The sequence below is a fragment of the Amycolatopsis tolypomycina genome (assembly GCF_900105945.1).
In the GTDB taxonomy this organism is placed as follows: domain Bacteria; phylum Actinomycetota; class Actinomycetes; order Mycobacteriales; family Pseudonocardiaceae; genus Amycolatopsis; species Amycolatopsis tolypomycina.
Genome location: NZ_FNSO01000004.1, coordinates 4,607,243 through 4,621,126 on the forward strand (window position 1 = coordinate 4,607,243; position 13,884 = coordinate 4,621,126).

The 13,884-nt window shown below is 72.9% G+C and carries 8 protein-coding genes; 4 read left to right on the plus strand and 4 right to left on the minus strand.

All coding sequences use genetic code 11. The annotated features are described in order from the left end of the window. Window positions 1–31: 31 nt before the first annotated feature. Both BLW76_RS30905 and BLW76_RS30910 read left to right on the plus strand, forming a co-directional pair. On the plus strand, window positions 32–1,324 hold the full coding sequence (locus BLW76_RS30905) for a nucleotide sugar dehydrogenase (RefSeq protein ID WP_091314019.1): 1,293 nt from the start codon (window positions 32–34) through the stop codon (window positions 1,322–1,324). 76 nt (window positions 1,325–1,400) lie between these two features. Then, window positions 1,401–2,363: an NAD-dependent epimerase/dehydratase family protein gene (locus BLW76_RS30910; RefSeq protein ID WP_091314022.1), complete on the plus strand. Its 963-nt coding sequence runs from the start codon at window positions 1,401–1,403 to the stop codon at window positions 2,361–2,363. Between the two features lie 77 nt (window positions 2,364–2,440). Here the strand turns inward: BLW76_RS30910 and BLW76_RS48820 are convergent, their stop codons facing one another. Continuing rightward, the gene (locus tag BLW76_RS48820; RefSeq protein ID WP_167384785.1) at window positions 2,441–2,602 is read right to left on the minus strand and encodes a hypothetical protein; all 162 of its coding nucleotides are present in this window, start codon (window positions 2,600–2,602) and stop codon (window positions 2,441–2,443) included. Beyond that, entirely contained in the window at window positions 2,599–5,190 is a 2,592-nt protein-coding gene (locus BLW76_RS30915) for a helix-turn-helix transcriptional regulator (RefSeq protein ID WP_091314025.1), read from the minus strand. The genes BLW76_RS48820 and BLW76_RS30915 overlap by 4 nt, the downstream gene beginning before the upstream one ends. A gap of 212 nt (window positions 5,191–5,402) precedes the next feature. On the opposite strand from BLW76_RS30915, the gene BLW76_RS30920 reads away from it, so the two are divergent. Continuing rightward, a complete protein-coding gene (locus tag BLW76_RS30920; RefSeq protein WP_279627710.1) occupies window positions 5,403–6,182 on the plus strand; it encodes a thioesterase II family protein in 780 nt (259 codons plus the stop codon). Between the two features lie 53 nt (window positions 6,183–6,235). Beyond that, window positions 6,236–6,574, plus strand: coding sequence for a hypothetical protein (locus BLW76_RS30925; protein WP_244170396.1), 339 nt, complete (start codon window positions 6,236–6,238; stop codon window positions 6,572–6,574). Between the two features lie 277 nt (window positions 6,575–6,851). Here the strand turns inward: BLW76_RS30925 and BLW76_RS30930 are convergent, their stop codons facing one another. Beyond that, window positions 6,852–12,128 carry a type I polyketide synthase gene (locus BLW76_RS30930; RefSeq protein ID WP_244170397.1) on the minus strand — a complete coding sequence of 1,759 codons (5,277 nt, stop codon included), beginning with the start codon at window positions 12,126–12,128 and terminating at the stop codon, window positions 6,852–6,854. Beyond that, complete coding sequence (locus BLW76_RS49270) at window positions 12,125–13,882, minus strand: type I polyketide synthase (RefSeq protein ID WP_208613419.1); 1,758 nt, start codon at window positions 13,880–13,882, stop codon at window positions 12,125–12,127. Before BLW76_RS49270 ends, BLW76_RS30930 begins: the two co-directional genes overlap by 4 nt. Window positions 13,883–13,884: the final 2 nt, after the last annotated feature.

A 13,884-nucleotide genomic window follows, 5' to 3' on the forward strand; every position in this document is an offset into this window, starting at 1 on the left:
ATTCCACCGTGCAGAAGACGGGTGAACCGCAATGACGAGTACTGTCGCTGAATACCAGGCCATCGCCGAGCTGAACGAGCTGACCTCGGTCGCGGTCGTCGGGATGGGGTACGTCGGCCTTCCCACCGCCCTCGGCCTGCACGAGAGCGGTGTCGAGGTGATCGGCATCGACCTCTCGCAGAACCGCCTCGACGCGATCCGGTCCGGCGAGGTCGACCTGATCGAGGCCGACCACCGCCGGCTGGAGAAGGCCGTGCACCAGGAGGACTTCCGGCTCACCGCCGACCCGGCGCGGATGGCCGAGGCCGACGCGGTGCTGGTGTGCGTGCCGACCGGGCTGGACGAGTACCTGATGCCCGACCTCCGCCCGCTGGAGAGCGCCTGCGCGGAGCTGGTCAAGCACGCCCGGCCCGGCCAGACGCTGATCCTCACCTCGACCAGCTACGTCGGCACCTCCGGGCGGCTGCTGGTGAAGCCGTTGGCCGCCAGGGGGTTCCGGGTCGGGCGGGACATCTTCGTCGCCTCCAGCCCGGAGCGCATCGACCCCGGCAACGTGACGCACACGCAGCAGGAGACCCCGCGCGTGCTCGGCGGCGTGACGCCGACGTGCACCGCGATGGCCCAGCGCGTCATCAACCTGCTGACCCCGGCGGTGCACTGCGTGAGCTCCGCCGAGGCGGCCGAGCTGACCAAGCTGTACGAGAACACCTTCCGCGCCGTGAACATCGCGCTGGCCAACGAGTTCGCCGAGATCAGCGACGGCTTCGCGATCGACCCCATCGAGGTGATCGACGCGGCGGCGAGCAAGCCCTACGGGTTCATGGCCTTCCACCCCGGCCCCGGCGTCGGCGGCCACTGCATCCCGTGCGACCCGCACTACCTGCTCTGGCAGCTGCGGGCGACGCAGCAGAACGCGCCGCTGGTCACCCAGGCCATGCACGCCATCGCCGAGCGTCCCAAGCAGGTCGTCGAGCGGCTGCTGAACACGTTGTCCCGCGACGGGAAGGGCCTCGCGGGCACCCGCGTGCTCGTGGTCGGCGTGACGTACAAGCCGGGCGTCCAGGACGTCCGCTCGTCGTCCGCATTGGACATCATCGACCTGCTGGCGGCGAAGGGCGCGAAGGTCGGCTACCACGACCCGCTGGTGCCGACGATCCGCGTCAAGGGCGGCCTGCTCGACAGCGTCGTCGAGCCGGCGGGCGGCGACTGGGACGTCGCCCTGATCCACACCGTCCAGCCCGGCCACGGCTACGACTGGCTCGGGCAGTGCCCGCTCGTCATCGACGCCACGTACCGCTTCGACTCTGCGCTCTTCGCCAACTGACTTCATTCGGGGGTTCCGGGTGGCGGAGCCCCCGGCCTGGGGCGAAGCCCCAGATGACACTGAGAGGACATCCGACGTGCGTTACCTCATCACCGGCGGGGCCGGCTTCATCGGCTCCCACCTGACCGAGCACCTCCTGGAGCGCGGCCACGAAGTCGTCGCGCTGGACAACCTCAGTACCGGCACGCTCGACAACCTCGCCGGCTTCCGCGACAACCCGGGCTTCCGCTTCGTGCGCGGCTCGGTCACCGACCCCTCGGCCGTCGAGGCGTGCATGGCGGGGATCGACGCGATCTTCCACCTGGCGGCCGCGGTCGGCGTCTTCACCATCCTCGACAAGACGATGGACAGCCTCCGCACCAACCTGCACGGCACCGAGACCATGCTGGACGCGGCGCTGCAGCACGACGTGCCGATCCTGGTCGCGTCGACGAGCGAGATCTACGGCAAGAACACCGCCGACGGCCTCACCGAGGACGCCGACCGGATCATCGGCTCGCCGCTGAAGAACCGGTGGTCCTACGCCGAGGCCAAGGCACTGGACGAGACGTTCGCGTACCTGTACGCGGTGGAGCACGGCCTGCGCACGGTGATCGTCCGGCCGTTCAACACGGTCGGCCCCCGCCAGACGGGCCGCTACGGCATGGTGATCCCCCGGTTCGTGAAGCAGGCACTGGCGGGCGAGCCGATCACGGTGTTCGGCGACGGCCAGCAGACGCGCTGCTTCTGCCACGTCCAGGACGTGGTGCCGGCCCTGGTGGCCCTGCTGTCCGACGAAACGGCGTACGGCAAGGTGTTCAACCTCGGCAGCACCGAGCAGACGACGATCGCCCAGCTCGCCGAGCGCGTGATCGCGGCGACGGGCTCGGCGAGCACGATCGCGAAGGTCCCGTACGAGGAGGCCTACGGCGACGGGTACGAGGACATGCAGCGCCGGATCCCGGACTGCACCCGCGCCCGCGAGCAGATCGGCTTCTCGCCGACCCGCACGTTGGACGACATCATCACCGCCGTGGTCGCCGATCGGCGTGCTGCCTGACCTGTCCTGCGCCGTCCCGATGCAATGAATGACTCATTCCTGGCGTCCGACACCAGGAATGAGTCATTCATTGCGTTTCAGCGGTGCTTGGCCCCGCCCAGCTTCCGGTACACCGCCTCCAGCAGCGCCGCCGCCTCGGTGGCCGCCACCCCCAGCGCTTCCGCGATGGCCTCGATCGCCGTGGCGTTCGCCGCCAGGTCGGCCACCCGGAGCTCCGCTTCCGTCAGCAGTGCGTTCACCGATCTCCTTCGGGGCTGTCGAGTTCGCCGGCCAGTGCCGCGCGGCCGGCCACGCCGAGCTTGCGGTACACCCTCGTCAAGTGCTGCTCCACGGTGCTCACCGTGATGTACAGCGTCGCCGCGATCTGGCGGTTCGTGTGGCCGTCCACGGCCAGCTCGGCCACCCGCAGTTCCGCCTCGCTCAGCACCGAGGCCGACGGGGACGCCGGTTCCGGGCGGACTGTCGAGCGAGGCACCGCGGGCGCGGGCCGGGACCGGGCCTGGCGGAGTGCGTGCACCGGTTTCACCAGGTTGCTGCCGCGCTCGGCGCGCTGGCTCAGCTGGTTGATCGTGCGCATCGTCTTCGCCACCTCGAGCCGGTCGCCGGCGGTCTTGAACGCCTCCGCCGCCCGCTCCAGCAGCGCCGGCCGGGCCGCCGCGTCGCCCGCCAATGCCAGTACCCGCAAGGCCGAGCCGCGCGAGTACGCGTCGGCCGGGGCCGCGGCCAGCTGCTGCTTGGCCAGCTCGACGGCCGGTGCCGTGTTGCCGAGGCCGAGGTTCGCCTCCGCCAGGTCCGCCTGCCACGGCAGGATCGCCGGCAGCTCGAGGTCCTGCTCGACGAGGATCCGGCGGCACTGCTGCAGGTCGCTGACGGCCGCGAGACCGCGGTTGGTCGCCAGGTGGAAGTGGCCGCGGGCCCGCAGGTAGCGGACCCCGCCCAGGGTCGTCAGCGCCGCGTCCGGCAGCGGGTGCCGCAGCACCGCCGCCGCGTCCTTGAACGCCCCCGCCGCGGTGTGCGCGATCAGCAGGGTGGCCAGCGGGTGGGTGATCGCGACGCCCCAGTTCGGCGCGTCCAGCATGCCCAGTGCCCGGTTCGCCAGGTCGACGGCGCCCCCGACGTCGCCCCGGCGCAGCCGCAGGCTCGCGCCGATCGCGTCGAGCATCGCCTTCCACGTGACCGCGCCGCGGTATTCGGCCTCTTCGCCGAGCGAGGTGCACCAGCCTTCCGCGCGGTCGGCCTTGTCGTCGTAGGCGAGCGCGACGATCGCCGTGGCCAGCGCTTCCAGCGAGGTGTCCGACAGCCGGCAGTTCTGCAGGATCCGTTCCGCGCACGCCGAAGTCGCCGCCGTGCCGCCGGTGCGCCACACCTCGGCCAGTGTCTGCGCCGTGTGCAGCCAGGGATCGCCGGAGCCTGCCGTGGTCGTCGAGACGCCGTAGTGCCAGTAGCCGGCCAGGACGAGCTCCGCCGAGGTGCGCGGGTCGAGCGGTTCGCCGTCGTGCTCCAGCGCGGCGAAGGCGCGCTCGAAGGTGTCCCGCTCGCCGAGCCACAGCGACTGGCGGGCGAGCCCGAGCCGGTCCGACCGGTCCAGCGAACCCGCCTCGCGCAGCGACCGCAGGTGCGGCGCGGCGGCGGCCGGGTTGACGCGCCAGGTGATCTTGGCGAGCAGCTGGGAGATCGTCTGCTGCTCCCAGCGGGCCTCGGCCACCGACGCGGCGAGCTTCAGGCAGCGGGTGGCGAAGTCGATGTCGTCACCGAGCATCACCTGCTCCGCCGCGGCGACCAGCACCGGCAGCGCCCAGTCGGCCTCCGCTTCGCCCGCGGCGACCAGGTGCCGGGCGACGTCGGCGGGGCTCAGCCCGCGCAGGTGCTTGACCTCGGCGGCCCGGGCGTGCAGCCGGACCTTCTCCGGCCCGCGCAGCCCGCCGAGCACCGCGGCCGCGGCCGGCGGCCGGAACCGGACGCCGGCGACCAGGCCCGCGTCGGCGAGCCGCCCGGTCGACGCCTCCGCCTCCAGGGGGTCGACCCCGGCGACGATGGCGACGGCGTCGGCCGTGACGTCGCTGTCCAGCACCGCGATCGCGGTCGCCACCTCACGCAGCGGCGAACCGTAGCGGTGCAGCAGCAGCTGCACGGCCTCGGAGTACGCCGAGCCGGTGTCCGCGCTGCCGCGGTGGGCGTCGACCAGGGCCCGGACCAGCAGCGGGTTCCCGGCACTCAGCTCGTGGATCCGCTCCGGCAGCCCGTCACCGCCGGCGGGCACCAGCTCGGCGATCGCCTGGACCGACAACGGCGTCAGCTCGACGTGCCGGTGCGGCAGCGCGGTGAACGGCAGCTCCGCGTAGGAGCCGTCGGTGTGGCTCAGCACCAGCAGCAGCGCCGCGGACGGCGCCCGCCGCTGCAGGCGCAGCAGCAGCCGCGCCGAGGTCTCGTCCACGTGCTGGAGGTCGTCGACGGCCACCAGCACCGGGCGTTCGCCGGCCAGCCGGTGCACCGCGCCGCACAGCGCGGCGATCCGGTCGTCGGCGTCGGTCCCGGCCGGGCACCCGGTCAGCCACGGCGGCAGCAGCGGGCTCGCCAGCAGCTGGTCGATGACGCCGCCGTCCACGTCCCGCTCGTCGGCGGCACCCGACGCGGTCAGCGTCACGATGCCCAGTTCCTTGGCCCGCACCACCAGCTGGTGCTGCAGGTGCGTCTTCCCGCTGGCCGGCGCTCCGCCGACCAGCACGGTCTCCCCCACACCGGCGTCGCATTCGATCAACAGGTCCTCGAGAAAGGCCAAGGCCCGCTGCGGATTGTCTCGGCGGTTCTGCCCCCAGATCACGCCCATTGCAAGCTCCTCGAAGCAGGGTGTCATTTTCCTGCCCGGACAACGTTCGCAAAAGCCGCCTAAGCACGGCCAACCGCAACCTAAAGTCACCCAACGGAGTGAATCGAACACAGTGGGGTGGCGAGGTTGATCATGACTTGGTACGTGGAGTGATTTCGTCGAACCCCGTAGGGGTTGCCACGACCCGGAAAGCCCCGAACACTTCGGGAACTGTGACTGCCCTGAACGAACGAACGAGCCGGTGGATCCGGCGCTTCCACGCGGCCGACGACGCCGCCGTGCGGCTGGTCTGCCTGCCGCACGCGGGTGGGTCGGCGACGGCGTACTTCGCGTTCTCGCGCACTGCCGCCGAGGCCGGGCTGGATGCCGACGTCGTCGCCGTCCAGTACCCGGGGCGGCAGGACCGCCTCGGCGAACGCTGTTTCGACGACGTCGAAGCCATGGCCGACGCGATCGCCGACGACCTCGGGCCCTGGTTCGACCGGCCGGTGGCGTTGTTCGGCCACAGCATGGGCGCGTTGCTCGGCTACGAGGTCGCCCGCCGGCTGGAGGCGCGGGGCGCGCGGCCGCTGGGGCTGTTCGCCTCGGCCTGCCAGGCCCCGTCGGCGCAGCGGATCGAGTACGTCCACCAGCGCGACGACGACGGCCTGATCGCCGCCTTGAAGGAGCTCAGCGGCACCGACAGCGCCGTGCTGGGCGACGACGAGCTGCTGCGCATGGTGCTGCCCGCGGTCCGCGGCGACTACACCGCCGTCGAGACCTACCGGCACCGGCCGGGACCCGAGCCGTCGTGCCCGATCCAGGTGCTGGTGGGCGACGCCGACCCGGTGACCGGGCTCGGCCGGGCGGACGCCTGGCGCAGCCACACGACCGGCGGCTGCGCCCTCGAAGTCTTCCCCGGCGGGCACTTCTACCTGAACGACCGGCTCGACGACGTCCTGGCGGTCGTGGCCGCCCGGCTGCGCGACTGGGGTGCCGGCGCAACCCCCTGATCCGGGTGCGGCAGGGGTGGGTAAACCCCAGCCGCGGTTCAGGTGCCGACCCCATGGCCCGGCGGGTCCCGATCCGCGAAACTGGGTACATCGAGGAAAACGACCCGCCCCCGGAGGTAGTCATGATGGCGATCCAGACCGTTCCCGGTGTCACCCAGCGGATGCTCCCCAACGGGCACCTGCAGCTGACCTGCCGCGGCACGAACCGCCGGATCGACTGCGAGCCGGTGGCGGCGGCGATGTGGATCGCGCTGAAGCAGCACCACGGCGACGTCGAGCGCGCGAGCGCGGTGCTGGCGGCGCTGTGGGAGACCGACGTCGAGGACACCCGGTACGACATGGAGCTGCTGGCCGGCTCGCTGTGCTCGCTGGGCCTGCTCGCCGAAGTCTGAGCGTCCGCAGTTCGAAAACCCGCGAAGGCGGTGCACGGTTCGGGTCGCCGTGCACCGCCTTTTGCCGTGTCTGCGCAGCCTTTACTCGCGTCGGGCGGTCGGCCGCGGCCGGTCGGCGATGCCATGAACGACTCTTTCATGACGTCTGACGTCATGAAAGAGTCGTTCATGGCGTCCGGACCACACCGGCGAACCCCGGCGCACGCGAAAAGGGACCGCTTCCGGCGCCGTTGGCGGAAGCGGTCCCGGTGTCCGGCCGGGGGAGGCAGCCGGAAGCTCAGCCCTGGGACTCCAGTTCTTCGTCCAGCATCGCGAACAGCTCGTCCGCGCCCGCGTCGGCGAGTGCCTGGTCCGCCGGGGAGAACGTCGCCACCAGCTCGCGGAGCCTGCCGACGGCCGTGGCGCGCGCGTCCGGGTCCAGCGACCGCAGCTCGGTTTCCAGGTCCGCCAGCCGGACCTCCACCGCGGACGGCGGGTCGGCCAGGCCGGCACCGAGGAACCCGGCCAGCGCCGAGGCCGACGGGTGGTCGAAGATCAGCGTCGCGGGCAGGCGCTGCCCGGTCACCGACTCCAGCCGGTTGCGCAGCTCGATCGCCGTCAGCGAGTCGAAGCCCAGCTCGATGAAGCCCTTGCGCGGGTCGACCGCGTCGCGGTGCTCGTGCCCGAGGACCACCGCCGCCGTGCCGCACACCAGGTCCAGCAGCGCGCGCTCCCGGTCGGCCGCGGGCAGGCCCGCGATCCGGGCCCACGAGTCGTCCGAAGCCTCCGCCCGGCGCCGGGCACCGCCGCGGACCAGGCCCCGCAGCATCGCCGGGACGCTGTGCGCGTCGGCCCGCAGGCCCGACATGTCCAGCCGGACCGGCACCAGCGACGGCTCAGACGTCCCGAAAGTCGCGTCGAACAGCGAAAGCCCGTCGTCGAACGACAAGCCGAACACGCCCGAGCGCGCCATCCGGATCAGGTCCGTCTCCGCCAGCTCGTTCGACATGCCGCCCTCGGACCACAGGCCCCACGCCAGCGACACCGCGTGCTTCCCGGTCGCCGCCCGGTGGTGGGCCAGGGCGTCCAGGAAGACGTTCGCCGCCGAGTAGTTCGCCTGTCCCGCGGCGCCGAGCGTGCCGCCGGCCGAGGAGTACAGGACGAACGGGATGTCCCGATCGGCCGTCAGGGCGTGCAGGTTCCACGCCGCGTCCACCTTCGGCCGCAGCACCGCGTCCATCCGCTCCGGTGTCAGTGCCAGCAGGACGCCGTCGTCGACGACGCCGGCCGTGTGCACGACGGCGGCCAGGTCCACGCCCGCCAGCAGTTCGGCCGCCGCGTCGCGATCGGCGAGATCGCAGGCCTCCAGGGAAACCGTGGCCCCCAGCGACGTCAGTGACTCGACCAACTCCGGCGCTCCGGGTGCCGAAGCGCCGCGGCGGCTGGTGAGCAACAGATTCTTCACGCCGTGGCCGGTCACCAGGTGCCGGGCGATCAGCTGCCCCAGCACGCCGGTGCCGCCGGTGACCAGGACCGTTCCGTCCGGGTCCAGGGCAACGGGAGCAGCGGCAGGCACGTACTTCGCCAGCCGGTGCACCAGCACCGCGCCGTCGCGCACCGCAACGCCGGGCTCGTCGGCGTACATCGCCCCGAGGACCACGTCCAGGGGCAGGTCATCGCCGTCGACATCGACGACCATGAACCGGTCGGGGTACTCCAGCTGCGCCGTCCGGATCACGCCCCAGAGGGCGGCGTGGGTCAGGTCGTCGACGCCCTCGTCGGGCCGCGTCCCGATCGCCTTTTCGGCGACGACCACCAGCCGCGACGACGCCAAGGTCTCCTCGGCGACCCAGGCCTGGGCCAGGGCCAGGAGCCGATGCGTGGCCTCACGAGCCGCCACCGGCGACGCCGTCGCAGGCGCCACGAACGGCGCGAACACCACGTCGGGCCGCACGCCGTCGGCGACCAGCGCGGGAAGGTCCACATAGGACTTGCCTGGCAGTCCGAAGCCACCACCGAGCACCGCGGACGAGACACCGGAAACCGCGTCACCCGCGAACGGCTGCCACTCGACGCGGAACAGCGAGTCGTCCACCGCCGACCGGGTCGCGCGGAACGCGTCGGCCGCGATCGGCCGCAGCGACAGCGATTCGACGCTCAGCACGGGCGCACCGGCGGCGTCGGTCGCGGTCAGCGACACGGTGTTCTCGACGTCCGAAGAAATCACCACGCGCAGCTCGGCGGCACCGGCGGCGTGCAGCGTCACGCCCGACCACGCGAACGGCAGCACGGGCTTGTCCTCGGTCGGCCCGGCGAGGCCGATCGTGTGCAGTGCCGCGTCGAGCAGGGCGGGGTGCAGGCCGAACGCCGAAGCGTCGGTGTCCTCCGGCAGCGCCACCTCGGCGGCGAGCCGGTCGCCCGCCTGCCACACGCGGCGGAGCCCGGCGAACACGGGGCCGTAGTCGAAGCCCTGCGCGGCCAGCTCGTCATAGCGGGCGGTCACGTCGATTTCGGTCGCCCCGGCAGGCGGCCACTCGGCTCCCGCGGCCGGCGCGGACACGGCGGCGGACAGCCGGCCACTGCCGTGCTGCACCCATTCCGAGTCACCCTCGACTTGCGAATAGATCGCCAGAGAGCACTGCTCTGATTCGAGCGCAGTCACGACGACCTGCAGCCGGACCGCCCCTTCGGCGGGCACGATCAGGGGCGCGGCCAGGGTCAGCTCGTCGAGCCGTCCGCAGCCGACCTCGTCGCCGGCGCGGATCGCCAGTTCGACGAACGCCGTGCCGGGGAACAGCATCGAGCCCTGGACGACGTGGTCGGCCAGCCAGGGCTGCGTGGCGGCCGAGAGCCGGCCGGTCAGCACGGCCCCGCCCGCATCGGCCGCGACGACGACGGCACCCAGCAGTGGGTGTTCGGCGTCGCGCTGCCCGACCTCGGCGACGCCGCGGACGCGGGCGCCGGTCGGGTTCTCCAGCCAGTAACGCTTGCGCCGGAACGCGTACGTCGGCAGCTCGACCGGCGCACCGCCGGCGTAGAACGCCGGGAAGTCCACAGTGGACCCGGCGGTGAACAGCGTCGCCACCGCGGCGGCCGCCGACTCGGCTTCGGGGCGGTCCTTGCGCAGCACCGGGACGAACGTCACCTCCTCCTCCGCGCCCAGGCACGCCTGGCCCATCGCGGTGAGCACGGCCGACGGCCCGACCTCGACGAACGTCGTGACGCCGTCGTCGAGCAGCGTGCGGATGCCGTCGGCGAACCGGACGGCGTCGCGGACCTGGCCGACCCAGTACTCCGGGGAGGCCAGGTCGGCGTCCGGCGAGACCGTGGAGACGATCGGGATCTCCGGCTCGCGATAGGTGAGGTTCCGGGCGACGAACGCGAAGTCCGCCAGCATCGGCTCCATCAGCGCCGAGTGGAACGCGTGCGACACCTTCAGCCGCGAGGTCTTCTCGAACTTCGAAGCCACGGCGAGCACCGCGTCCTCGTCGCCGGACAGCACCACCGACGCCGGCCCGTTGACGGCGGCGATCGACACGCCCTCGGTCAGCAGGCCCACGACATCGGCTTCGGCCGCCGCCACGGCGACCATCGCCCCGCCGGTGGGCAGCGCCTGCATCAGCCGCGCCCGGGCGGTCACCAGCGTGCACGCGTCTTCGAGCGAGAGCACCCCGGCGACGTGCGCCGCGGCCAGCTCGCCGATCGAGTGGCCCAGCAGGTGGTCCGGGGTGATGCCCCACGACTCGAGGAGCCGGAACACCGCGACCTCGACGGCGAACAGCGCGGGCTGCGTGTATCCGGTCTCGTCGGAGCCCAGCACGGTCTTCAGCGGCACGTCCAGGTGCTTGTCCAGCTCGGCGGCCACCACGTCGAAGACCTCGGCGAACGCCGGGTACGCCGCCGCCAGCCCCAGGCCCATCCCGGCGCGCTGCGCGCCCTGGCCGGTGAACAGGAACGCGGTGCGGCCGGTCCGGGCCACGCCCTCGACGACACCCGCCTGACGGCCCGCCGCGTACTCGGTGAGCGCGCGGATCGCGGCGGCCCGGTCGGCGGCCACGACCCCGGCGCGGTGCTCGGCCAGGGTCCGGGTGGTCGCCAGGGAGAACCCGACGTCCACAGTGGACGCGTCACCGACCGACGAAGCGAGCTTGCCCGCCTGGGCCCGCAGAGCCTCCGGGTCGTTCGCGGAGAGCAGCCAGGTCACCGGCCCGTCGTCCGCGGAGTGCGCCACCGGGTCGCCCTGCTCGACGATCACGTGCGCGTTGGTCCCGCTGATGCCGAACGACGACACGCCGGCGCGGCGCGGCCGCCCGGTCTCCGGCCACGGCTTCGGCTCGCTGAGCAGCGAGACGGTGTCGGTCCACTCGACGTGCGGCGACGGCTCGTCGGCGTGCAACGTGCGCGGGAGGACGCCGCGCCGCAGCGCCTCCACCATCTTGATCACGCCGCCGACGCCGGCGGCCGCCTGCGTGTGGCCGACGTTCGACTTGAACGACCCGACGTGCAGCGGCTTCTCGGCGGTGGCCGCCTTGCCGTAGGTGGCGATCAGGGCCTGCGCCTCGATCGGGTCGCCCAGTTTGGTGCCGGTGCCGTGCGCCTCGACGGCGTCCACATCGGACAGTTTCAGGCCGGCGTCGGCCAGCGCCGCGCGGATCACCCGCTGCTGCGCGGGCCCGTTGGGGACGGTGATGCCGCTGGACGCGCCGTCGGAGTTGACCGCGCTGCCGCGCAGCACCGCGAGGACGTGGTGGCCGTTGCGGCGGGCGTCGGAAAGCCGTTCCAGCAGCAGCATCCCGGCGCCCTCGGAGCAGCCGACGCCGTCGGCGCCGCTGCCGAACGCCTTGCACCGGCCGTCCGGCGCCAGGCCCTGCTGCTCGCTGAAGTAGACGAACATGTCCGGCGTCACCATCACCGTGACGCCGCCGGCCAGCGCCAGCGAGCACTCCCCGCGGCGCAGCGCCTGGGCGGCCCAGTGCAGGGCGACCAGCGACGACGAGCACGCCGTGTCCACCGACACCGACGGGCCTTCCAGCCCGAGGGTGTAGGAGATCCGGCCGGAGATGAGACTGCCGTCGCTGCTGCCGGCGCCGTAGTCGTGGTACATGACCCCGGCGAACACCCCGGTTTTGCTGCCCCGCAACGTCGAGGGCACGATCCCGGCGCGTTCCACGGCCTCCCACGCGGTCTCCAGCACGATCCGCTGCTGCGGGTCGAGCGTGCGGGCCTCCCGCGGGGAGATGCCGAAGAACTCCGGCTCGAAGTCGGCGGCGTCGTAGAGGAAGCCGCCTTCCTTCGAGTACGTCGTGCCGGGCCGGCCGCTCGGGTCGAAGAGCGCGGCGGTGTCCCAGCCGCGATCCGCGGGGAACTCGCCGACGGCGTCGGTGCCGTTCGCGACGAGGTCCCACAGCTGCGCCGGCGTGGTGACCCCGCCGGGGTACCGGCAGCCCATCCCGATGACGGCGATCGGCTCGCTCATCGCCGCGGTGAGCTTCTGGTTGTCCGCCTTGAGCCGCTCGTTGTCCATCATGGACTGGCGCAGCGCGGCGACGATCTGCTCGGTGGACGGCTGGCTCACTGGGACTCCTCGGTTTCGGTGCCCGCCATCGCGGACCGGACCAGGTCGGCCAGGTCCATCCCGGCGATGGCGGCCACTTCGTCACTTCCTGTTGCCCCCCCGCCAACTACGGCACTTTCACGTGAAAGTGCCCCTTCGGCCGGCTCGCCGAGCTCGGGCAGCAGCTCGCCGAGCAGGAACCGGGTCAGCGGCAGCGGGCTCGGGTAGTCGAAGATCAGCGTCGCCGGCAGGCGCAGCCCGCAGGCGGCGCCGAGCCGGTTGCGCAGTTCGAGCGCGGCGAGGGAGTCGATGCCGAGGTCGGTGAAGCCCTTCTCGACGCCGACCGCCGAAGCGTCGTCGTAGCCGAGGACGGCCGCCGCGTTGTCGCAGACCAGCTGCAGCACCGCGGTTTCCCGCTCGTCGGCCGACATCCCGGTCAGCTTGTCCGCGAAGCCCGCCTCGGGCGCCGCGGTCACCGGCCCCGCCGCCGCGGCGGCCCGCCGCGGGGTGGCCGTGACCAGGCCCCGCAGGAGCGGCGCGATCCGGTCGGCTTCCCGCAGGTCGGCCAGCTGCACCGGCACGAGCGTGGGCTCACCGGCCGCGAGGGCGGCGTCGAAGAGGTCCAGGCCGTCGGTGACGGCCAGCTCCGCGACCCCGTACCGGGCGACGTGCGTCAGGTCGACGGCGTCGCCGCTGCCCTCCCACGGACCCCAGGCCAGCGACGTCGCCGGAAGGCCCAGTGCCGCGCGGTGCCCGGCGAGGGCGTCGAGGAAGACGTTGCCCGCCGCGTAGTTCGCCTGTCCGGCGGCGAGCAGCAGGCCGCCCGCCGAGGAGTAGAGGACGAACGCCTTGAGGTCCCGCGACGCGGTCAGCTCGTGCAGGTGCCAGGCCGCGTCGACCTTGGGCCGCAGGACGTTCGCGACCTGCTCCGGCGTCAGCGCGGTCAGCACCGCGCTGTCCATCTGCCCGGCGGCGTGCACGACCGCGGTGAGGTCGGGCAGCGACTCGATCAGCCGGGCCAGGTCGGCCCGGTCGGTGACGTCGCAGGCCGCGACGGTCACCCCGGCGCCCAGCTCCTCGACCAGTTCACGCGCTCCCGGCGCGGCCAGGCCGCGGCGGCTGGTGAGCACCAGCTTCCGGGCCCCGCGAGCGACGAGGTGCCGCGCGAGGTGCCCGCCGAGGAGGCCGGCGCCACCGGTGACGAGCACCGTGCCGTCGACGGCCCAGTCGAGCGGGTCGCCGACCGTGGTGACCTTGGCCAGCCGTGGCACGCGCACTTCGCCGACCCGGACGATCGCTTCCGGCTCGCCGGAGGCGACCACCGCGGGCAGCGCCCGCAGCGACTGGGGCAGGTCGTCGACGTCGACCACCTGGACCCGGCCGGGGTTCTCCGCCTGCGCGGCCCGCACCAGGCCCCAGACCGGCGCCTGGGCGAGGTCCGGGTCGCCCGCCACGGCGCCCCGCGTGACGACCAGGAGCTTGCCGTCGGACGGGCCGTCGAGCCAGGCCTGCAGCTGCTTCAGCGTCGCCTGGACGGTTTCGTGGACCCGGGTGGGCACGTCGCCCTCGGCGGAGACGACCGGCAGGACCAGCACGTCGGCCGCCACCGGCTCGGTGTGCGCCGGGACGCCGAGGCCGAGGTCGTCACTGCCCAGCACGGCCCAGCCCTCGAGGGACTTGACCAGCCGGACACCCGCCGCGGGCTGCCAGTCGATGCGGTAGAGCGAGTCGGGCACCTTGGCGCCCAGCTGGCCCTCCGACACCGGCCGCGTCACCA